The 20284-nt window shown below is 69.1% G+C and carries 21 protein-coding genes; 8 read left to right on the top strand and 13 right to left on the bottom strand.

All coding sequences use genetic code 11. The annotated features are described in order from the left end of the window. Positions 1–768: 768 nt before the first annotated feature. Genes ASE87_RS05770 through ASE87_RS05755 form a run of 4 tightly spaced genes read right to left on the bottom strand, consistent with a single transcriptional unit; the run spans position 769 to position 5013 of the window. The gene (locus ASE87_RS05770; RefSeq protein ID WP_043595069.1) at positions 769–2379 is read right to left on the bottom strand and encodes a cytochrome bc complex cytochrome b subunit; all 1611 of its coding nucleotides are present in this window, start codon (positions 2377–2379) and stop codon (positions 769–771) included. Between the two features lie 47 nt (positions 2380–2426). Next, a complete protein-coding gene (locus ASE87_RS05765) occupies positions 2427–3494 on the bottom strand; it encodes a ubiquinol-cytochrome c reductase iron-sulfur subunit (protein ID WP_043594939.1) in 1068 nt (355 codons plus the stop codon). A 37-nt stretch (positions 3495–3531) separates the two neighbouring features. Next, positions 3532–4347, bottom strand: coding sequence for a c-type cytochrome (locus ASE87_RS05760; protein WP_043594940.1), 816 nt, complete (start codon positions 4345–4347; stop codon positions 3532–3534). A gap of 21 nt (positions 4348–4368) precedes the next feature. Next, positions 4369–5013, bottom strand: coding sequence for a heme-copper oxidase subunit III (locus tag ASE87_RS05755; protein ID WP_082059958.1), 645 nt, complete (start codon positions 5011–5013; stop codon positions 4369–4371). A gap of 106 nt (positions 5014–5119) precedes the next feature. Between ASE87_RS05755 and trpD the strand changes: the two genes are divergently transcribed. Then, positions 5120–6175, top strand: a complete 1056-nt coding sequence (trpD, locus tag ASE87_RS05750; protein ID WP_043594941.1) for an anthranilate phosphoribosyltransferase — start codon at positions 5120–5122, stop codon at positions 6173–6175. 78 nt (positions 6176–6253) lie between these two features. On the opposite strand, the gene glpK is transcribed toward trpD, so the two are convergent. Next, the gene (glpK, locus tag ASE87_RS05745; protein WP_043594942.1) at positions 6254–7774 is read right to left on the bottom strand and encodes a glycerol kinase GlpK; all 1521 of its coding nucleotides are present in this window, start codon (positions 7772–7774) and stop codon (positions 6254–6256) included. Positions 7775–7931: 157 nt separating this feature from the next. After that, positions 7932–8669 carry an MIP/aquaporin family protein gene (locus ASE87_RS05740; protein ID WP_082059959.1) on the bottom strand — a complete coding sequence of 246 codons (738 nt, stop codon included), beginning with the start codon at positions 8667–8669 and terminating at the stop codon, positions 7932–7934. A 198-nt stretch (positions 8670–8867) separates the two neighbouring features. On the opposite strand from ASE87_RS05740, the gene dhaK reads away from it, so the two are divergent. The 3 genes from dhaK (at position 8868) to dhaM (ending at position 11301) form a co-directional block, all read left to right on the top strand. Continuing rightward, complete coding sequence (dhaK, locus tag ASE87_RS05735; protein ID WP_056226575.1) at positions 8868–9869, top strand: dihydroxyacetone kinase subunit DhaK; 1002 nt, start codon at positions 8868–8870, stop codon at positions 9867–9869. Between the two features lie 92 nt (positions 9870–9961). Then, the gene (gene dhaL, locus ASE87_RS05730) at positions 9962–10612 is read left to right on the top strand and encodes a dihydroxyacetone kinase subunit DhaL (RefSeq protein ID WP_043594944.1); all 651 of its coding nucleotides are present in this window, start codon (positions 9962–9964) and stop codon (positions 10610–10612) included. Between the two features lie 2 nt (positions 10613–10614). After that, positions 10615–11301 (top strand): dihydroxyacetone kinase phosphoryl donor subunit DhaM, encoded by a 687-nt coding sequence (dhaM, locus tag ASE87_RS05725; protein WP_043594945.1) that lies wholly within the window; start codon positions 10615–10617, stop codon positions 11299–11301. A gap of 50 nt (positions 11302–11351) precedes the next feature. On the opposite strand, the gene ASE87_RS05720 is transcribed toward dhaM, so the two are convergent. The 6 genes from ASE87_RS05720 to ASE87_RS05695 all read right to left on the bottom strand — a co-directional run bounded on the left by ASE87_RS05720 (position 11352) and on the right by ASE87_RS05695 (position 15542). Then, positions 11352–12116 carry a pyrimidine reductase family protein gene (locus ASE87_RS05720; protein ID WP_200925440.1) on the bottom strand — a complete coding sequence of 255 codons (765 nt, stop codon included), beginning with the start codon at positions 12114–12116 and terminating at the stop codon, positions 11352–11354. Further along, positions 12113–13054 carry a dihydropteroate synthase gene (folP, locus tag ASE87_RS05715; RefSeq protein WP_056226573.1) on the bottom strand — a complete coding sequence of 314 codons (942 nt, stop codon included), beginning with the start codon at positions 13052–13054 and terminating at the stop codon, positions 12113–12115. Before folP ends, ASE87_RS05720 begins: the two co-directional genes overlap by 4 nt. Then, complete coding sequence (gene folE / locus ASE87_RS05710; protein ID WP_056226572.1) at positions 13047–13634, bottom strand: GTP cyclohydrolase I FolE; 588 nt, start codon at positions 13632–13634, stop codon at positions 13047–13049. Before folE ends, folP begins: the two co-directional genes overlap by 8 nt. A 12-nt stretch (positions 13635–13646) precedes the next feature. After that, entirely contained in the window at positions 13647–14147 is a 501-nt protein-coding gene (locus ASE87_RS05705) for a hypothetical protein (RefSeq protein WP_056226569.1), read from the bottom strand. A 149-nt stretch (positions 14148–14296) separates the two neighbouring features. After that, positions 14297–14761 carry an NUDIX hydrolase gene (locus ASE87_RS05700; protein WP_056226567.1) on the bottom strand — a complete coding sequence of 155 codons (465 nt, stop codon included), beginning with the start codon at positions 14759–14761 and terminating at the stop codon, positions 14297–14299. Between the two features lie 13 nt (positions 14762–14774). Further along, complete coding sequence (locus ASE87_RS05695) at positions 14775–15542, bottom strand: SDR family oxidoreductase (RefSeq protein WP_043594950.1); 768 nt, start codon at positions 15540–15542, stop codon at positions 14775–14777. A 123-nt stretch (positions 15543–15665) separates the two neighbouring features. Between ASE87_RS05695 and ASE87_RS05690 the strand changes: the two genes are divergently transcribed. From ASE87_RS05690 to ASE87_RS05675, 4 genes are all read left to right on the top strand, one after another. Beyond that, positions 15666–16145, top strand: coding sequence for an NfeD family protein (locus tag ASE87_RS05690; RefSeq protein WP_043594951.1), 480 nt, complete (start codon positions 15666–15668; stop codon positions 16143–16145). A 4-nt stretch (positions 16146–16149) separates the two neighbouring features. Beyond that, positions 16150–17301, top strand: coding sequence for an SPFH domain-containing protein (locus ASE87_RS05685; protein WP_082452307.1), 1152 nt, complete (start codon positions 16150–16152; stop codon positions 17299–17301). Next, positions 17301–18089, top strand: a complete 789-nt coding sequence (locus ASE87_RS05680; RefSeq protein WP_235472200.1) for a glycerophosphodiester phosphodiesterase family protein — start codon at positions 17301–17303, stop codon at positions 18087–18089. The genes ASE87_RS05685 and ASE87_RS05680 overlap by 1 nt, the downstream gene beginning before the upstream one ends. Before the next feature lie 116 nt (positions 18090–18205). Then, a complete protein-coding gene (locus ASE87_RS05675; protein ID WP_043594952.1) occupies positions 18206–18571 on the top strand; it encodes an RNA polymerase-binding protein RbpA in 366 nt (121 codons plus the stop codon). A 75-nt stretch (positions 18572–18646) separates the two neighbouring features. On the opposite strand, the gene lnt is transcribed toward ASE87_RS05675, so the two are convergent. Next, on the bottom strand, positions 18647–20275 hold the full coding sequence (gene lnt / locus ASE87_RS05670; protein ID WP_082452306.1) for an apolipoprotein N-acyltransferase: 1629 nt from the start codon (positions 20273–20275) through the stop codon (positions 18647–18649). Positions 20276–20284: the final 9 nt, after the last annotated feature.

The raw sequence follows: 20284 nt of genomic DNA, 5'->3' as shown, positions 1-20284 counted from the left end.
GTTGCGGCCCACGCGTGGCCGATTACGGCAGAGTCGGCAGAGTCGGTGGGAGCGCGCAGCGCACCGTCCACCGGCAGTGGGTCACGCCCGCAGAGCAGCTCTGATCATCTGCGCGCCGCGTGCGCCCAGGAAGTAGCTCTCACCTGGCGCGAGCACGAAGCGTCTCAGCGTGATGGGGGACCGGCCGAACCATGCTCTGCGAGGCGAGGACCGCAGTCCGCTGTCCGATGAGGGCAGGAAGAGGAGCGCCGGGAGGTCGAGTCCGGGACTGCAGGCGGGCGGGAAGGAACCGGCGAGGACAGGGCCGAGTCACGTCGTGTCGACGACGAGCGCCGGCACGGGTACCGCGTGCGGGGGAGGGACCTGTCGGACTCCTCGACTGCGGACGACAGGGAGTCAGTCATTTGTCGGGCGGGCACAAAGGAGGACGGCAGGCCGTCGAGCGGGCGAGGTCCTCCTGGTGGGCATCTGGTTGTGGCGACATGAAGAGGCCCTGGCCGGCCGCGGTAGCCGAGCGCCCGAAGCGGGTGTCGTGGACGCTGCCACGATCTGCCGAAGCGGTAGAGCTTGTCACGACGGGGCGGAAATGATCACCGCTGACCGTGGGGCTGCCGCTTCGGAGTGCATGCCGGAGCAGGAGTAGCTGAGCCGGAGGCGCAGCTGGTAGCTCCCCTCGAGTGCGGCCAGCGGGGCATGTCGGCTCCCCGGGAGATGCCAAAGGCCCGGCTGCACGGAGCGTGCAACCGGGCCCAGAGGGACTACCGAAGGTCAGTGGCCTTCGTCGTGGTGCGATGCCTCGATCTCGGAGCGCTTCACCGGGGCGATGCGGTCCTCGAAGAAGAACGACGACGCCGATGCACGGGCCCGCTGCAGAGCCGTGATCTTGCCGTTGGCGTTCGGTCGGACCATGAGGGGCTCGTACTCGTTGAAGTCGAGGAGACGCCAGCGCTCGTACTCGTCGAGCTGCTCGTGCACCTCGATGTACTCACCACCGGGCAGACGGACGATGCGTCCCGACTCGTAGCCGTGCAATGCGATCTCGCGGTCTTTCTTCTGCAGGGCGAGGCAGACACGCTTCGTGACCCAGAAGGCGATGAACGGGCCGATGATCAGAGCTGCCTGGCAGGCATGGATCACGTAGTTCAACGACAGGTGGAAGTGGGTCGCCATGATGTCGGAGCTCGCCGCCGCCCAGAGGCTGGCGTAGAACACGATGCCGGCTGCACCGATGGCGGTACGTGTCGGGGCGTTGCGGGGGCGGTCGAGGATGTGGTGCTCGCGCTTGTCGCCGGTCACCCAGGCCTCGAAGAACGGGTAGAGCAGGACGACGACGATGAAGAGACCGAGCACCGTGATCGGCACGAGGATGTTCATCGAGACCGTGTAGCCGAAGGCGACGAACTCCCACCCCGGGGGCACGAGGCGCAGGGCCCCGTCGGCGAAGCCGATGTACCAGTCGGGCTGGGTACCTGCCGACACGGGGGAGGGGTCGTAGGGCCCGTAGTTCCAGATGGGGTTGATCGTGAACAGCGAAGCGATCAGGACGATCACGCCGAAGACGATGAAGAAGAATCCACCGGCCTTCGCCGCGAACACGGGCATGACAGGCACGCCGACGACGTTCTGGTTCGTCTTGCCGGGGCCGGCGAACTGCGTGTGCTTGTTGATGATCAGCAACAGCAGGTGCACGCCCAGGAGGGCGATCAACAGCGCGGGCAACAGCATGATGTGCAGCGAGTAGAACCGGCCGACCATGTCGGTACCCGGGAACTCGCCACCGAACACGAGGTAGGAGATCCAGACGCCGATCACGGGGATGCCCTTGATCATGCCGTCGATGATGCGCGCGCCGTTCCCGGAGAGGAGGTCGTCAGGAAGCGAGTACCCGGTGAAGCCCTCGGCCATCGCGAGGATCCACAGCGTGAAGCCCACGACCCAGTTGATCTCACGAGGCTTGCGGAACGCGCCGGTGAAGTAGACGCGCAGCATGTGCAGCATGATCGCCGCGACGAAGAGCAGTGCAGCCCAGTGGTGGATCTGGCGGAACAGAAGGCCACCACGGATGTCGAACGAGATGTCGAGCGTCGACGCCATGGCGGCCGACATGTTGAGGCCCTTGAGCGGAACGTACGAACCGTTGTAGTTGACCTCAGCCATCGAGGGCTGGAAGAAGAACGTCAGGAACGTGCCCGAGAGCAAGATGACGACGAACGAGTAGAGCGCGACCTCGCCCAACATGAACGACCAGTGGTCGGGGAAGATCTTGCGACCCACCTCTTTGACCAGGCCGGACATGCTCGTGCGCTCGTCGATGTAGTTCGCCGTGGCACCGAGGAACTTGTTGGTCTTCGTCGGTGCGAAGGCAGGAGCCTTGCCGATGTTCTCGGACGTGGCCGGTTCGGCACCGTGTGCCGGTGTGGTGGTGATCACTTTTCGCGCTCCCAGAAGCTCGGGCCCACAGGTTCGTGGAAGTCGCTCTGCGCGACGAGGTACCCGTCGGCGTCGACAGTGATGGGCAGCTGCGGCAGGGGGCGCTTGGCGGGCCCGAAGATGACTTCGCAGTTGTTCGTCACGTCGAACGTGGACTGGTGGCAGGGGCAGAGCAGGTGGTGTGTCTGCTGTTCGTAGAGGGCCACGGGGCACCCGACGTGCGTGCAGATCTTGGAGTAGGCGACGATTCCGTCGTACTGCCAGTCTTCGCGTCCTTCGGCCGGATTGAGGTCTTCCGGCTTGAGGCGCATGAGAAGGACGGCCGCCTTGGCTTTCTCTTCCAGCAGGTGTTCTGATTCGTTGAGGTTCTCGGGGATGACGTGGAACACGGAACCGAGGGTGACGTCCGACGCCTTGATGCGCGTGCCGGAGGGGTCGGCGGCGAGGTGCATGCCTTCTTCCCACAGTGTGTGGCGCAGGACGGCATTGGGGTCTTCGGCTGGGGCGAGGTCGCGGAACAGCACGACGGCAGGCAGGGGAGTCGCGACGAGTGCACCGATCAGGCTGTTGCGAATGAGCGAACGGCGACCGAAGCCGCTCTCGTGGTTGCCCAGTGCGAAGACCTCGACGGCTTTCTCACGCGTCGGCTCGGAGCCGCGCGTGTCGTGGCGCATCTCCGTGATCTCTCGAGCCGGCATGAGCGTCTTGGACCAGTGCACCGCACCGATTCCGACCGACAGCAGGCCGAGGGCGATGCCGAGCCCCAGGAACAAGTTGTTCAGTCGGACCGAGCCCGAATCGCCCGACGTGATCGGGAACGCGACGTAGGCGCCGATGGCGGCGATGCTTCCGACGATCGACAGGAAGAAGAACAGGCTGACCTGACGCTCGGCACGTTTCTCGACCTTGGGGTCGATGTCGGTGACGCGATCGCGGTGAGGCGGCTCGCCCGGGTTCTGGAACACGTCGGACGTCACGACCGCCGTGCCGGCCGAGACCTGTCGAGGCTCACGCTTCTCGACAGCCGAGCCCGCCGTGGGGGCCTCGTCGTCGTGCTCTGCCATTGATTCTGCCTTTCGTGAAGTACGGAGAGAACGCGGGTCAGTTCGACCGAGCGGTCAACCAGATGGTGATCGCGACGATCGCACCGAGCCCGAAGATCCAGATGAAGAGACCTTCGGCGACGGGGCCGAGGCTCCCGAGCTCGAATCCACCCGGCGACGGGTTGTTCTCGACGTACTTGAGGTACGTGATGATGTCGGCCTTGTCTTGGGGCGACAGGTTGAGGTCGTTGAAGACCGGCATGTTCTGCGGGCCCGTCTGCATGGCCTCGTAGATGTGGTGGGCGGTCACACCGTCCAGTGCAGGGGCGAACTTGCCCTGGGTGAGAGCACCGCCCGCGCCGGCCACGTTGTGGCACATGGCGCAGTTGATGCGGAACAGCTCGGCACCGTTGGTCGTGTCGCCGTCGGCCTGGAGCAACGACTCGTCGGGGATCGCGGGGCCGGGGGCGAGCGACGCGACGTAGGCGGCCATGGCGGCGACCTGCTCGTCCGAGAACTGCGTCGGCTTCTGCTCGGCCTGCGGGCCGTTGACAGCCATGGGCATGCGGCCCGTTCCGACCTGGAAGTCGACCGAGGCGGCGCCGACGCCGATGAGGCTCGGCCCGCTGTCGGTACCGGCCGCGCTCAGTCCGTGGCAGGTGGCACAGTTCGAGGCGAAGAGCTTCTGACCCTCGTCGATGCTCTGTTGCGAGGTCGCGGTCGCACTGCTCTCGTCCGCCGAGGCGGTCGAGGAGAAGAGCGCGTAGGCACCGCCTGTGGTGAGCAGACCGACGAGCAGCAGGGAGGCGGTGGCGACGGGGCCGCGACGGCCGGCCTTCTTGTTGCGTCGGGAGGACGAGGTTCTCGTGAACATGCTGTGCAGACGATCCAATGCCTATTTGAGGAGGTAGATGACGATGAAGAGGCCGATCCAGACCACGTCGACGAAGTGCCAGTAGTACGACACGACGATGGCCGTGGTCGCCTCTTTGTGCCCGAAGTTCTTGACCGCGTAAGCGCGACCGATGGTGAGCAGGAAGGCGATCAGACCACCGATGACGTGGGCTCCGTGGAAGCCGGTCGTCATGTAGAAGGCCGAGCCGTACGCGCTCGAGCTGAGGGTGACGTGCTCGGAGATCAGGGTCGCGTACTCGAACACCTGGCCGCAGACGAACACTGCGCCCATGGCGTAGGTGAGGAAGAACCATTCGACCATGCCCCAACGGCTGACCTGGAACAGACGGCCCGTGCGGTGCGGCTGCATGCGCTCGGCGGCGAACACACCGAACTGGCAGGCCACCGACGACAGCACCAGGGTGATGGTGTTGGTCAGCGCGAACGGCACGTTGTGCAGCGCCGTCTGATCGGCCCAGAGGCCGGGAGACGTCGAGCGAAGCGTGAAGTAGATCGCGAAGAGGCCGGCGAAGAACATGACCTCGCTGCCGAGCCACACGATGGTGCCCACGGCAACCGTGCTGGGTCGGTTGACGACAGGGCCGCCAGAAGGTCTCGAGAGAGAGGTACTTGTCACGAGGTCCATTATGCCTGGTAAGTCGCCTTGGGTTTGCGCTCGAAACCCCGGGTCGGGAATTTCCCTTGACGCCGAGACATCGGAGTGCCTTATGCTCCGCCGGTAGCCTGGGGCCATGACTTCCGAGCTCACCTGGCCCTCGATCATCGACGCGCTCCTCACCGGGCGCGACCTCTCGATCAGCGAGGCCACGTGGTCCATGGAGCAGGTCATGACGGGCGACGTCACCCCCGCTCAGCTCGGAGCCTTCCTGGTCGCCCTTCGCGCCAAGGGTGAGACCGTGGACGAGATCGTCGGCTTCCGCGACGCCGTCCTCGCCCACGCCGTGCCCCTTCCGGTCGACAGCATGGCGGTCGACATCGTCGGGACGGGTGGTGACCGGTTCGGTACGGTGAACGTCTCGACCATGGCCTCTGTCGTGGTCGCGGCGACCGGAGTTCCGGTCATCAAGCACGGCAACCGTGCGGCGAGCTCGTCGTCCGGTTCCTCCGACGTGTTGTCGGCCCTCGGCATCGACCTCACGATCGGGGCCGACCGTGTGGCGGAGGTCCTCAAGGAAGCAGGGTTGACCTTCGCCTTCGCGGCTGCTTTCCATCCGGGCTTCGGCAATGCCGCCGCCGTGCGCCGCGAGATCGGCGTCCCGACGGTCTTCAACTTCCTGGGGCCTCTCGTGAACCCCGCACGACCCGAGGCGAGCGCCGTCGGTGTCGCCTCGCTCGAGAAGGTGCCGCTCATCGTCGGGGTGTTCCAGACCCGGGGCGCGACGGCACTCGTGTTCCGCGGTGACGACGGCCTGGACGAGCTGACCACGACCGGTCACAGCCACATCTGGGAGGTCACCGGTGGGTCGGTGACCGAGCACGACCTCGATCCTCTCGAGTTGGGCATCCCGCGTGCGCGCATCTCCGACCTCGTCGGCGGGAACGCGGCGCACAATGCGGGCATCGCCCGTGAGGTGCTCGCGGGGGAGCGCGGTCCGGTCCGCGACATCGTTCTGCTCAACGCCGCCGCCGGACTGGTGTCGTACGGGCTGGCGGCCGACCCGGGCCAGCGCGAACGGCCGCTCCTCGCCCGTTTCCGGGAGCAGCTGGACGTCGCGGCCCGGGCCGTCGACTCGGGGGCGGCCATTGCGAAACTGGACCAGTGGGTGGCGGCGACCCGCGCCTCCTGAGACGCACCGCGCCTCCTCGCGTCGAGGGGGCGGACGACGAAGGGCCCGTCCTGTCGGACGGGCCCTTCGCGCGGGGGATCAGTTGACGTCGTCGTCGACCCAGTCGAAGGTCTTCGTGACGGCCTTCTTCCAGAGACGCAGCGTGCGGTCACGCTCGTCGGCGTCGATGTTCGGGGTCCAACGCTTGTCCTCCTGCCAGTTGGCACGGAGGTCGTCCAGGGTCTCCCAGAAGCCGACCGCGAGACCGGCGGCGTAGGCCGCTCCGAGCGCGGTGGTCTCGGCGACCACCGGACGGACGACCGGGACGTCGAGGATGTCGGCCTGGAACTGCATGAGCGCGTCGTTGGCGGTCATGCCGCCGTCGACCTTGAGCTCGGTCAGGTCGACGCCCGAGTCGGCGTTGACCGCGTCGAGCACCTCACGGGTCTGGAACGCGGTCGCCTCGAGGGCGGCACGGGCGATGTGGCCCTTGTTGACGTACCGGGTGAGACCCACGAGAGCACCTCGCGCGTCCGAACGCCAGTAGGGCGCGAACAGGCCCGAGAACGCGGGCACGAAGTAGACCCCGCCGTTGTCCTCGACGGTCTTGGCCAGCTCCTCGACCTCGGGAGCCGAGCCGATCATGCCCAGGTTGTCGCGCAGCCACTGGATCAACGAGCCCGTGACCGCGATGGACCCCTCGAGGGCGTAGTGCGGTGCCGCGTCGCCGAGCTTGTAGCCCAGCGTCGTGAGCAGCCCGTTCTTCGAGTGGACGATCTCTTCGCCCGTGTTGAAGATCAGGAAGTTGCCGGTGCCGTACGTGTTCTTCGACTCGCCCTGGTCGAAGGCGGCCTGGCCGAACGTGGCGGCCTGCTGGTCGCCGAGGATGCCGGCGATGGGCACCTCGCGCAGCAGGCTCGAGGCCTCGACCGTGCCGTAGACCTCGGACGAGCTCTTGATCTCGGGGAGCATCGACCTCGGCACGTCGAACGCCTCGAGGATGTCGTCGCGCCACTCGAGCGTCTCGAGGTCCATGAAGAGGGTGCGCGAGGCGTTCGTGACGTCGGTGACGTGGACGCCGCCGTCGGTGCCGCCGGTGAGGTTCCAGAGGACCCAGGTGTCGGTCGTGCCGAACAGCAGGTCGCCTGCCTCGGCCTTCTCGCGGGCGCCCTCGACGTTCTCGAGGATCCAGACGACCTTCGTGCCCGAGAAGTAGGTCGCGAGCGGCAGGCCGACGATCGGCTTGAAGCGTTCGACGCCACCGTCGGCGGCCAGGCGGTCGACGATGGGCTGCGTGCGGGTGTCCTGCCAGACGATGGCGTTGTAGACGGCCTTGCCGGTGGTCTTGTCCCAGACCACGGCGGTCTCGCGCTGGTTGGTGATGCCGACGGCCTTGATGTTGTGGCGCGTGATGTCGGCACGGGAGAGGGCCTGGCCGATGACCTCGCGGGTGTTCTCCCAGATCTCGGCGGGGTCGTGCTCGACCCAACCGGCGCGGGGGAAGATCTGCTCGTGCTCTTTCTGGCCGGTGGCCACGATCGAGCCCGAGTGGTCGAAGATGATGGCGCGGGTGCTGGTCGTTCCCTGGTCGATGGCCAGGACGTAGTCGGTGTCGCTCACGGGTGGAACTCCTTCGTCGTTGATGGATGCGGCTCGCACGGAGGCCCGGGTCGGTCCATTCGAGCGGACGGGCCCGAGCCTCTGCTGGGAGCGGGTGGATCGATCGGCGTCGGCCGGCCCGGGGGAGCCGGCCTCGACCGATCAGTGGGTCGCCGGGTCAGGCGGCGAGGGGGAGGAGCGGGAAGGACAGCAGCGCCGCGAGGGAACCGCCGACGAGAGGGCCGACGACCGGCACCCAGGCGTAGGACCAGTCGCTGCCGCCCTTGCCCTTGATGGGCAGGAACGCGTGGGCGATGCGGGGTCCGAGGTCACGGGCGGGGTTGATGGCGTAGCCGGTCGGGCCACCGAGCGATGCACCGATCCCGACCACGAGCAGCGCGACGGCCAGGCCGCCGAGCGGGCCGAGGTTGGCGGCGTTCGGGGAGGCGCCGTTGGTGATGGCGATGATCGTGAAGACCAGCACGAAGGTGCCGATGATCTCGGTGACGAGGTTCCAGCCGTAGTTGCGGATGGCGGGGCCGGTCGAGAACACGCCCAGCTTCGTGGCCGGGTCGGGCTCCTCGTCGAAGTGCTGCTTGTAGGCCAGCCAGACGACGACCGCGCCGATGATGGCACCGACCATCTGCGCCGCGACGTACACGAGGAACGCGGCGAACGTGATGTTGCCGAGGATCAGCTGCGCGATGCTGACGGCCGGGTTGAGGTGTGCCCCGGAGGAGTACGAGGCCAGGATGCCGACGAAGACCGCGAGGCCCCAGCCGAAGTTGACCATGAGCGTGCCGCCGTTGAAGCCCTTCGTCTTCGTCAGGGCGACGTTGGCGACGACACCGCCACCGAGGGTGAGCAGCAATGCGGTGCCCACCGTTTCTGAAAGAAAAATCAATCCCAGGTTCACGTCGACCTTCCTTGTCGTACGGCGGGGCGACAGTGCACCCGCGGTGAGCGTGTGTCAACACCTTAGTGCTGTGATCACATGCGACGAGAAGGAAAGATCAGGTGTTTGCACATATGTGCAGGAGGGGGTCCTGGGAGTAGGTTGAGCGGCAGCCTGGTGCACCCGAGCACCGTCTCCGGCGCCGAGAAAGGGACTTCGATGAAGAAGCTCATCAACGATCCGTCCGACGTCGTCGCCGAGGCCGTGGCCGGCTTCGGCGCAGCGCACGCCGACCTGGTGGTCGTCTCGCACGATCCGACGTTCGTCCGCCGATCGGCGACTCCCGTGCCGGGCAAGGTCGCGCTCGTCAGTGGCGGCGGCAGTGGTCACGAGCCCCTGCACGCGGGGTTCGTCGGCTACGGCATGCTGTCGGCCGCGGTGCCGGGACCGGTCTTCACGTCGCCCACGCCCGACCCGATCGTCGCCGCCACGCAGGCGGTGGACGCCGGAGCAGGCGTCCTCTACATCGTCAAGAACTACACGGGCGACGTGCTCAACTTCGAGACGGCGGCCGACCTCGCCGAGGCCGAGGGCATCACGGTCCGGACCGTGCTCGTCGACGACGACGTCGCGGTCAAGGACTCGCTGTACACCGCCGGCCGCCGTGGCGTCGCCGGCACGGTCGTCGTCGAGAAGACCGCAGGGGCTGCCGCCGAGCGGGGCGACTCGCTCGACGCCGTCGCCGAGGTGGCCCGACGCACGAACGCGGCGACCCGGTCGATGGGCGTCGCGCTCACCGCGGGAACGGTGCCACATGCCGGTGAGCCGAGCTTCACGCTCGCCGACGACGAGGTCGAGATCGGCATCGGCATCCACGGTGAACCGGGCCGTGAGCGCATTCCCCTCGAGCCCGTCGACGCCATCGTCGATCGCCTGCTCGACGCCGTCACCGACGATCTGGGGCTCGCCTCCGGCGAGCGGGTGCTGCTCTTCGTGAACGGCATGGGAGGCACACCCCTCGTCGAGCTGTACATCGCCTACCGTCGGGCGGCCGAGGCTCTGGAGGCGCGAGGCGTCGAGGTGTACCGCAGCCTGGTCGGCTCGTACGTCACGTCGCTCGAGATGCAGGGCATGTCGATCACGCTGACCCGTCTGGACGACGAGCTGACCGAGCTCTGGGACGCCCCGGTCGAGACCGTGGCGTTGCGCCGAGGCCGATAGTCGTCTGCCCTGGCCCCGGCCCCTCCACCTCGGAGCCCCGACCGCGGGCACGAAGCACCGCACCACTGCACCACGAGAGGAACGACCACCGCATGACACTCGACGCCACCTGGACCCGGGCCTGGATCGACCGGACGGCCGACGTCGTCGCCGCCGAGCACACGGCACTCAGCGAGCTCGACCGGCAGATCGGCGACGGCGACCACGGCGAGAACCTGTCGCGGGGCTTCACCGCCGTCCGGGCCAAACTCGCCGACCTCCCCACCGACGCGACGCCCGGGGCCGCGCTCAAGCTCGTCGCCACGACCCTCATCTCGACGGTGGGCGGCGCCTCGGGCCCCCTGCTCGGCACTGCCTACCTGAAGGGGGCTGCCGCGCTGGGCGACGCCACCGAGCTGGACGCGGAGGCGCTGGTCGCCTTCCTCACGGCGGCCCGCGACGGCGTCGTGCTGAGAGGCAAGGCGGAGGTCGGAGACAAGACCATGATCGACGCGTGGACCCCGGCAGTCGACGCGGCGGCCGCCGCCGCTGCGGACGGGGCGTCGCCCGAGGCCGTCCTCCGCGCCGCAGCAGACGCCGCGGCGACCGGCGCCGCATCGACCGAACCCCTCGTCGCCCGCAAGGGTCGAGCCAGCTATCTCGGCGAGCGTGCCGTGGGTCACCGCGATCCCGGTGCGCAGTCCTCGTCCCTCATCATCGCCGCAGCGGCCGACGCCGCCGACGGCTCGAACAAGGAGTCCTGAGCATGCCCACCATCGGAATCGTCGTCGTCTCACACAGCGCCAAGATCGCCGAGGGCGTGGTCGACCTGGCGCGCCAGATGGCCCCCACGACCACGATCGTGGCGGCGGGAGGAACCGACGACGGCGCCATCGGCACCAGCTTCGACAAGATCTCCGCCGCCCTCGCCGAGGCGTCACGAGGCGGGGGTGCCGTGGTGCTCTGCGACCTCGGCTCCGCCATCCTCACGAGCGAGACGGCCGTCGACTTCCTCGACGACGCCGACAAGCAGCGCGTGGTCATCGCGGACGCCCCGTTGGTCGAGGGCACGGTGGCCGCGGCCGTCTCCGCCGAGACCGGGGGAGACCTCGAGGCCGTCGCCGCTGCGGCTCGGACGGCCACCGGCGTCGCCGACGCCCACGCCGACGAGCGCGACCTCCGGGGCGGCGACGCCGTCGAACGATCCGCCGTGCTCGTCAACGCCTCAGGGCTGCACGCCCGCCCGGCCGCCGACCTCGTCACGCACGCGTCGCGGTTCCAGGCCGACGTGACGGTCAACGGCGTCGACGCCAAGAGCCTGCTGCGCATCATGGGGTTGAACGTGGGAGTCGGATCGACGGTGGCCGTGATGGCGACCGGCCCGGACGCGGCAGCCGCCGTCGACGACCTCATCGCGCTCATCGAGGGCGGCTTCGGCGAGAAGGCGAGCTGATCGCCCGCCTGCACCGCGCCTCCTGACCTCGGGGTCGCCGGCTCCCGACGTCAGCGTGTCCGCGACCACTTCGTCAGCAGCATGTCGCCCGAGAGCAGCACGTGGTCGAGGGCGAGGCCACGCAGCGCCATGGCCTCACGGGCCGCGACGATGCGCGGGCCGGCTCCACCCTCGAGGTTCGGTGACACGGTGAGGCACAGTTCGTCGACGACGTCGGCGGCGACCAGGTCGCCGAGCAACGCCGGCCCGCCCTCGGTGTGGATCTGCGGCAGCCCCCGTTCGACCAGGGCCCGGACGAGGAGGCGCGGGTCGACCCGGTCGCGACCGCACGACACGACGTCGGCGACCCGGTCGAGTCGGGCCCGAGCAGCGCGAGGTGCCGCGTCGTGGGTGAGCACCAGCGGCCGGACGGGAGCGTCCGCGAACACGCCGCCTGTCGGATCGAGCCCGAGCCGGCCGGAGACGATGGCGAAGACGGGATGATCGGGCAGGCCGACCCTGCGCCGCCAGGCGACGGCCTCGTCGCCGAGCCGCATCGGGCCGTAGCCCTCGTCGCGGACCGTGCCCGCACCGACCACGACGACGTCGCAGAGCTGACGCAACAGGTCGAAGACGAGCAGGTCGGCGGGGCCGCCCAGGTCGCGGGTCCGTCCGGCGGCCGTCGCCGAGCCGTCGACGCTCGCGACGAAGTTGGCCCGCACGCGAGGCGTCGCCCGGTCTCGCGGCCGGTGGAGATCGAGGAGGTCGTCGATCGTCAGTGCGCCACCGCGGACCGGGGGTGCGGGATGTAGCTGCGAGATGCCCACGGCGGTCACGACGCGTCCTCGGCGAGGTTGTGGCGTTCGACGACGGGGTCGCGCCAGCCGAGGATCGCCTCGACCATGCGGACGGCATCGACGCTGGCCCGCACGTCATGCATCCGGACGATGCGCGCGCCCTGCAGCACGCTCACGGCCGCCGCTGCGAGCGAACCGGCCAGCCGGTCGGGTTTGTCGCGACCGAGGGACTCGCCGATGAAGTCCTTGTTGGACACCGCGGCGAGCGTCGGGTGGCCCAGGGCGGCCACCTCGGACAGGCGCCGGGTGAGCTCGAGCGAGTGCCGGGTCGTCTTGTTCAGGTCGTGCCCCGGATCGACGACGAGTCGGTCGTCGGGCACGCCGTGGGCGCGGGCCACGTCGACCCGCCGCGCGAGGAACTCGACGACCTCGGCGACGACGTCGTCGTAGTGCGGCCGGGGATGCGGCCGTCGGGGTGCGGCCAGGCTGTGCGTGACGACCAGCGTGGCACCGCTGTCGGCGACGACGTCGGCCAACCGCGGGTCGTGGAGGCCCGTGGTGTCGTTGACGACGTGCGCCCCGGCGGCGATGACGCGTTCGGCGACCTCGGGGCGGAAGGTGTCGACGGAGATGACGACGTCCGACCGGACCGAGAGCGCTTCGACCACGGGCAGGACCCGATCGAGTTCGTCGGAGGCGGACAGCTCGGGCCCGGGGGCGAAGGGGACGCCCCCGATGTCGACCCAGTCGGCGCCCGCCGCCGCCGCGTCCACCGCGGCCTGCACGGCGCGGTCGAGGGCGAAGGTCGCGCCCTGGTCGAAGAAGGAGTCGGGCGTGCGGTTGACGATCGCCATGACCGCGACCTGGCGGGAGAAGTCGAAGGTCCGCGACCCGATGCGTCGCCGAGGGACGAGCAGCGGGGGCAGGGCGGGTGCGGGGGAGTCGGCGTCGTGGGGCTGCCCCGCGGCCTCACGCACGGGGCGCGCCGATCAGGGCGACCGCCTCGGCCCGCGCCGACGCCTGGGACAGCACGCCCCGACTGGCGAGCGTCACCGTCGTGCTGCCGGTCTGGCGGGGGCCACGGGTCGTGACGCAGCCGTGCGAGGCGTCGAGCACCACGAGGACGCCGTCGGGGCGAGCGCCCGCCTGCAGGGCCTCGGCGATCTCCTCGCCGAGGCGCTCCTGGAGCTGGGGACGCGAGGCCACGGCGTCGACCACCCGGGGAAGCGCGCCCAACCCGACGATCGTCTCACCCGGCACGTAGGCCACGTGTGCGACACCGACGAAGGGCAGCAGATGGTGCTCGCACACCGACCGGAACGAGATGTCGCGGACGATCACGACCTCGCCGAGTTGATGGGCCTCGGCCGAGACCGTGGCCTGGCGGACGAGGTCGGCCGCGTCGATCGTGAGTCCCGAGAAGAACTCGACGTAGGCGTCGGCGACGCGTCGAGGGGTGGACTCGAGGCCCGGGCGGTCGAGGTCCTCACCGATCGCGGCGAGCAGTTCGAGCACGGCGGCCTCGATGCGGGGCCGGTCGACGGGAGGGGGAGTCATCAGGCCATCTTCTCAGGCGACGGGGTCGACCGCGGCGTCGTTCCCGTCCGCCCCCGGCGTCGTCGATTCGCGGGGGAGCGCCTCGTGGTGCCGCCGTCCGTGGCTGCGCCGCGCCTCCTTCATCTCGGCCTCGAAGAGATGCCTCTTGCCGCCCGCGAGAGAATCACGTATGTTCTGCTCATGGTCGCGGAACGCGGCGTAGTAGCCGTCGTCGTAGTCCTCCACGATCTGGTAGGTCCATCGGCCCTCGAGGACGTTGCGACCGACGAGGTCTCGATCGAGCAGGTCGGCGACCTCGACGTGTCCGGCGCGTCGGAGCGACTCGACGGCGTCGCCGAGGGCCAGGTCGGCCTTGCCGGTCAGTCGGTGGAAGCCGTAGAGGAATCCTCGTGCCTGCTCGACGATCTCGAGCGCGGCCGAGAGCTCGCCGAGCGCGGCGACGGTGTCGTCGTCGAGCCCGTCAGGTCGACGGTGCGCGTCGTCGGGCGGTGTGTGGGTCGCGTCGGTCGTCATGCGACCAGGCAACTCCGTGGAGTCGCGGCATGCGTCAGCGGGGACCGCTTCCCACGCCCCATTTCCCAGTTACTTGACATAATGCGCATTATCAGTCACATGCCGACAAGGCCAGAAGGGGTTCGCGGGCGGCGTGAGCGGCCTGCTCCTCAGGCCTCGGACGAGCTGTCCAGCACCGTGCGCAGCAAGTCGACGAGGTCGGCGGGCTCGACCGGTTCGACGATCGTCGTCAGGTCGTCGAGGCTGAACCAGCGCGACTCGAGGATGTCGGTGCGCTCGTCGTCCGTCCAGTCGTCGTCGACGACCTCGAAGTGCGGCAGGCGGACGACGAAGAACTCCGCGTGACCGTGCGTGTGGTCGGCGTCGTCCCAGGACACCTCGAAGTCGTCCACGCGCACGACGTCGCCGACCGCGGTGACCACCTGGCCGGTCTCTTCGTGCAGTTCGCGGACGGCCGCCTCGACGTGCGTCTCGCCCGGGTCGACACCGCCACCCGGGGTGATCCAACGCGCTGTCCGACTGGTGTCGGGCGCCACCGTCTTCATGAGGAGCACACGGTCGTCCCCGTCGAGGACGAGGAGGCGCGAGGTCGGTCGGACGATGCGCTCGGTCACGAGGTGCCCCGTCTCAGACGATCGGCGCGAAGTCGCTGGTGTCGCCCACCAGTCGGGTGTGGTCGGCCGGGACGGGGTCGACGGCGGCCGATGCGACCTCGGCGGCGAACTCGGCGACGTTGTACAGCTTGCCCGCGCTCTCTTTCCGCGACGAGATGGCCCCGGGATTCGACCGTTCGAGCAGGGTCGCCGTGATCGTGCCCTCGATCATGTCGCCCGAGACCACGACGAACTCGACGCCCGCGGTCTCGAGCTGCGGCAGCATCTCGCGCAGGGCGTCTTCGCCGGCACGCTTGCTCAGGGCGACGGGAAGGTACTCGGGCATCGTCTCGGTCGTGCGGATGAAGTGGGCCTGGTGACTCGTGACGAAGACGACGCGCGAGCCCGGGGCGAGCAGCGGCAGGGCCGCGGTCAGCAGCGCCACCTGGGCGTCGCGGTTCAACTTGAGCGCGTAGTCCTCGGCCATGCCCGTCTCCATGCCGCCCGAGGCGTTCATGACGAGGACGTCGAGGCCGCCCCAGGCCTCGCGCACGGTCTCGAACATCGTCGCCAGGCTGGCCTCGTCGGTCAGGTCGGCCCCGATGGCGATCGCCTCGCCGCCGGCCTCCTCGATCTTCGAGACGAGCTGCAGCGCGCGCTTCTCCTTGTTGCGGTAGTTCACGACGACCTTGGCACCGGCCTCGGCGAAGTACCGCACGGTGTCGGCGCCGATCCCCCGGGACGACCCGGTGACCAGGACTCGGGCTCCGGCGAGGGACTCTGCGGCGAGGGGGTTGGACAAGGCGTGCTCCAGACTGTGCGGGGTTCGATCGGTCCGTGGACCGGACTCGACCCTACCAATCCCCCTCGTCACCGTCGGTGGTGGGTGGTAGTTTCCATAACAGGGGAACGAGAGAAGGTCGACGTGGACGTCCTGAACGATTACGCATGGGTCGCGTGGATCGCGCTCATCCTGGTGTTCGTCATCGTCGAGGTGACGACGCTCGAATTCACCTTCCTCATGCTCGCCATCGGCAGCGTCGGTGGTCTGCTCGCGGGCCTCTTCGGAGCCCCGTGGTGGTTGCAGGCGATCGTCGCGGCCGTCCTCGCGGTCTTGTTGCTGTTCACGGTGCGGCCACCGTTGCTGCGGGCGCTCCGCCGCGGGGGCGATCCGACCCCCAGCAACGTCGAGGCGCTGCTCGGGCTGCGCGGCACGGTCGTCGTGCCCATCGGCTCCGACGCCGGCCAGGTCAAGCTGTCGAACGGCGAGACCTGGACGGCCCGTGTGCTGTCCTCCCCCGCGACGTCGGCGGGCGCCGACCTCGCACTCGACACCGGGGCCCCGGTCGTCGTGACCGCCATCGAGGGGTCGACGGCGTTCGTCGCCCCCGCAGAGAGGTCCTGAAGCCATGGACACCATCAGTGCCGGCACCGTCGTCACCATCGTGGTCGTCGCGATCGTCGTCGTGCTCGTCCTCGTCATCCTGTTCCGCTCGGTCCGCATCATCCCGCAGGCGAGTGCCGGCGTGGTCGAGAGACTGGGTCGGTACCACAAGACCCTCTCCCCCGGGCTCAACCTGCTCGTGCCGTTCATCGACCGGGTGCGGCCGCTGATCGACATGCGCGAGCAGGTCGTCTCGTTCCCGCCGCAGCCCGTCATCACCGAGGACAACCTGGTCGTCTCGATCGACACGGTCGTGTACTTCCAGGTGACCGACGCCCGTGCGGCGACCTACGAGATCGCCAACTACCTCGGGGCCGTCGAACAGCTCACGACGACCACGCTGCGCAACGTGGTCGGAGGGTTGAACCTCGAGCAGGCCCTCACCAGCCGCGACAACATCAACGGCCAACTGCGCATCGTGCTCGACGAAGCCACCGGCAAGTGGGGCATCAGGGTCGGCCGCGTCGAGCTGAAGGCCATCGACCCGCCCCTGTCGATCCAGGACTCCATGGAGCAGCAGATGCGCGCCGAGCGCAGTCGCCGTGCGGCCATCCTCACCGCCGAGGGCACCAAGCAGTCGCAGATCCTCGAGGCCGAGGGGTCGCGACAGTCGTCGATCCTCAAGGCCGAGGGCGATGCGAAGGCCCAGGTGCTGAGGGCGCAGGGTGAGGCCGAGGCCATCGCGACGGTCTTCAACGCCATCCACGCCGGCGACCCCGACCCGAAGCTGCTCGCGTACCAGTATCTCCAGACCCTCCCGAAGATCGCGGACGGCTCCGCCAACACCATGTGGATCATCCCCAGCGAGCTGACCGAGGCCCTCAAGGGCATCGGGCAGGGCTTCTTCGCCCCTCGCGACCCGAACGCCCCCGGGTGGACCCCGACCGAGGCTCCCAAGGTGTCCGAGATGGACGTCACGCCCGACCTGGCCTCGACCGTCGATCTCGAGGCCGAACCCGACCTGGGCTTCCCGACGGTGACCACGCCCGGTGGCTCCGCATCCGGTGCGGGTACCGGGTCCGGGTCCGGAGGCGCGGGTGCTGCCGGTGCCGCCGGTCCGGTGCCCGAGACGGGCGCCCCGGGCACCGGCCCGACCGCTCCCCCGGCGACCTCGTAGTGCCGTCCGCTCCCCCGATCTCGGCCGGCTGGTTCGCGCCGGCCGGGCCCCGGGTGCTGGCGCACCGGGGCCTCGCCGTCGATGCTCCCGAGAACACCATGTCGGCGTTCGCCCTGGCCGTGTCGGCTGGTGCGACGTACGTCGAGACGGACGTGCACGCCACGCGCGACGGCATCGCGGTCATCAGCCACGATCCCGACCTGAGGCGGGTCGCGGGACGCGAGCAGCGCCTCCTCGACCTCGACCTCGCGGACGTCAAGGCGATCCGGCTCGACGGTGAGCACGAGATCCCCACCCTCGACGAGGCGCTCGACGCCTTCCCCGAGACCCGGTTCAACGTCGACCTCAAGTCCGACGAGGCCGTGGCGCCGGCCGTCAGGGCGATCGCCCGGGTCCGGGCGACGGATCGCGTCCTGGTGACCTCGTTCGACCACCGCAGGCGTCTCCGGGCGGTCCGGGCCCTGCCGGGAGTCGCGACGTCGGCCTCGTCCCGGGGCATCGTCACGGCGATGGCGGCAGGTCTCGTGCCGCTCCCCGGGCTCAGGCGGACGCTGATGCGGCGCGCCCTCATCGGGTGCCGGGCGGTTCAGGTGCCCGAGCGCAAGGGTCCGATCCGCATCGTCACGGCCGCGCGCGTCGCCGAGTGGGCGAGGCTGGGTGTCGAGACGCATGTGTGGACCGTCAACGAACCCGACGACATGGCTCGACTGCTCACCCTGGGCGTCCACGGCATCGTCACCGACCGTGCCGACCTGGCACTCGACGAGGTGCGTCGGCGCGCTCCGTGACCGCCGACGGAGACTGCCCGGGCACTGTGAAGGGACTGTGAAATCGCACGGCTCGGAACGGCGGAGGGCCAGAACGGGTTACAACGGGTGATTGCAACGCGAGAGGAGACCACACAATGGCAGATCGCAGTTTGCGCGGAATGAGGCTCGGCAGCCAGAGCCTGCAGAGCGAAGAGGGCGTGGAGTTCTCGCCCCGTAAGAAGGCCGTCTACCAGACGACCGACGGCCAGACGTTCGACATGGTGTTCGCTGCGGACGCCGAGATCCCGGACATCTGGCAGTCCCCCAAGAGTGGCCAAGAGGGTCGGCTGTTGTCGGCCGACGGCAAGCCGGTCGAGATCGACGCCGGTGACGTCAAGGTCCCCCGCAGTCACTGGGACATGTTGCTCGAGCGCCGCAGCCGTGACGAGCTCGAGGAGCTCCTCCAAGAACGACTCGACTTCCTGCGGGCCCGCAAGGGTCAGCACAAGATCGGCGCCTGACGGCACCACGAAGACGAGAAGGCCCGACCACCGCATGGTGGTCGGGCCTTCTTTCGTTCCTGGCGTCGCGAGACGTCAGTCGACGACGCGCCACCGCGGCAGGATCGGATCGGGTGCCTCGTCGAGCCGGCGGCGTCGAGCCGACCGGCGGGTACCGATGAACAGACGGGACAGCAGCAGCATCGCGAGACCGAAGAACGACACGAGCAGCTCGATCGCCCGACTCGCCGCCACGGCGGGCGTCGTCCCGGTGCCGAGGTCGACCACCGCCACCATGGTGCCGGGCTCGTAGTCGGGGATGCTCGCGGTCGTCCTGCCCGAGGCGTCGATGGCTCGCGTCGAGGCGACGGTCGAGACGTTGACCAGGGGCCGGGCCGTCTCGATGGCGCGCAGGCGGGCGATGGCGAGCTGCTGCTCGTTCTCGTCCGTCTGGCCGGGACGGGTGCCGAAGTCGGCGTTGTTCGTCTGGCCGATGATGACCTGCGCCCCCTCGTCCATCATGTTCGTGATGAGCTGGTCGTCGACGATGTCGAAGCAGATCGAGATGCCCGCCCGGAAGTCACCCAGGTCGAAGACCTCGTCACGCGTGCCCGGGGTGTAGTCCCGGCCGATCAGGTCGATGAGATCGGGGGCGAAAGGCCGCCAGAAATCACGGTCGGGCACGTACTCGCCGAACGGGACCGGGTGCTTCTTGTCGTACTGGTCTCGCACGCCTCCGTCGGACCAGAGGAGGGACGAGTTGTAGACGGTCTCACCGTCGTCGCTCTCGGTGATGACTCCTGACACGAGGGGCGCGTCGTAGCCACGGGAGATCGCGTCGAAGACGTACCGGCCGGTGGCGTCGCGGGTGGGATCGCGGTCGCTGCCGCCCTCGGGCCAGACGATCATGTCGAGGGAGCGCTGGTCTTCGGGCAACTGCGCGAGTTGGGCCTGCAGGTCGCTCATCGCGAGCACCTGGGCGTTGGTGAGGTCGCCGTACTGCCGGTCGGCGAAGTAGCCGGCGTCGCCGTCACCCTGGACGGCGGCGATGGTGGCCGTGCCGGAGGAGTGCGTCGGCCAGGCGGGCACGGCGAGGGCGGCGACCACGACCGTCGCACCCGCGAGCACACGGGTCGAACCCCGGACGGTCGTCTGGAGGGCGAGCTGGATCAGTGCGGCGACGATCGCCACCATGAGGAACGACAACCCCGAGATGCCCAGCCAGGCCACGAGGCCGGCGAACGGGCTCTCGGATTGGCTGAGTGCCACCCGGCCCCACGCGAAGCCGCCGTAGGGCCAGGTGCCGGCGACGAACTCACGGAGCGTCCAGAGCCCCCCGACGACGACCGGCAGGAGGACCGTGCGGCCCAGGGTGCCGGGCCAGACGCGCGGGACCCAGCGGTACGCCAGGGTGATCAGCATCGCCCCGGCGGCGAAGAAGAGCGCCTCGAGCGTCGACAGGGCGGCCCAGGGCACGACGCCGAGGAAGAGCGTCGCCCACGAGATGTGGATCAGGTAGAAGGACAGGCCCGCCACGAGGCCGACCAGGAACGAACCGCCGAGCGACCGGCCTCGGAGGGCCAACAACACGAACCCGATGCCGACGAAGGTCAGCGGCCAGACGTCACCGTCGGGGAAGCCGCCGTCGAGGACGGCGCCGGCACCGAGTGCGACGATGAGGGCCAGCCAGAGGGGCAGTCGGACGTCGATCGCTCGGGAAGACACCCCGTGATT

The organism is Frigoribacterium sp. Leaf44, assembly GCF_001421865.1.
Taxonomy (GTDB): Bacteria; Actinomycetota; Actinomycetes; order Actinomycetales; family Microbacteriaceae; genus Frigoribacterium.
Note: the sequence above shows the minus strand (reverse complement) of the source record. Positions and strands in the feature narration are given on the sequence as shown.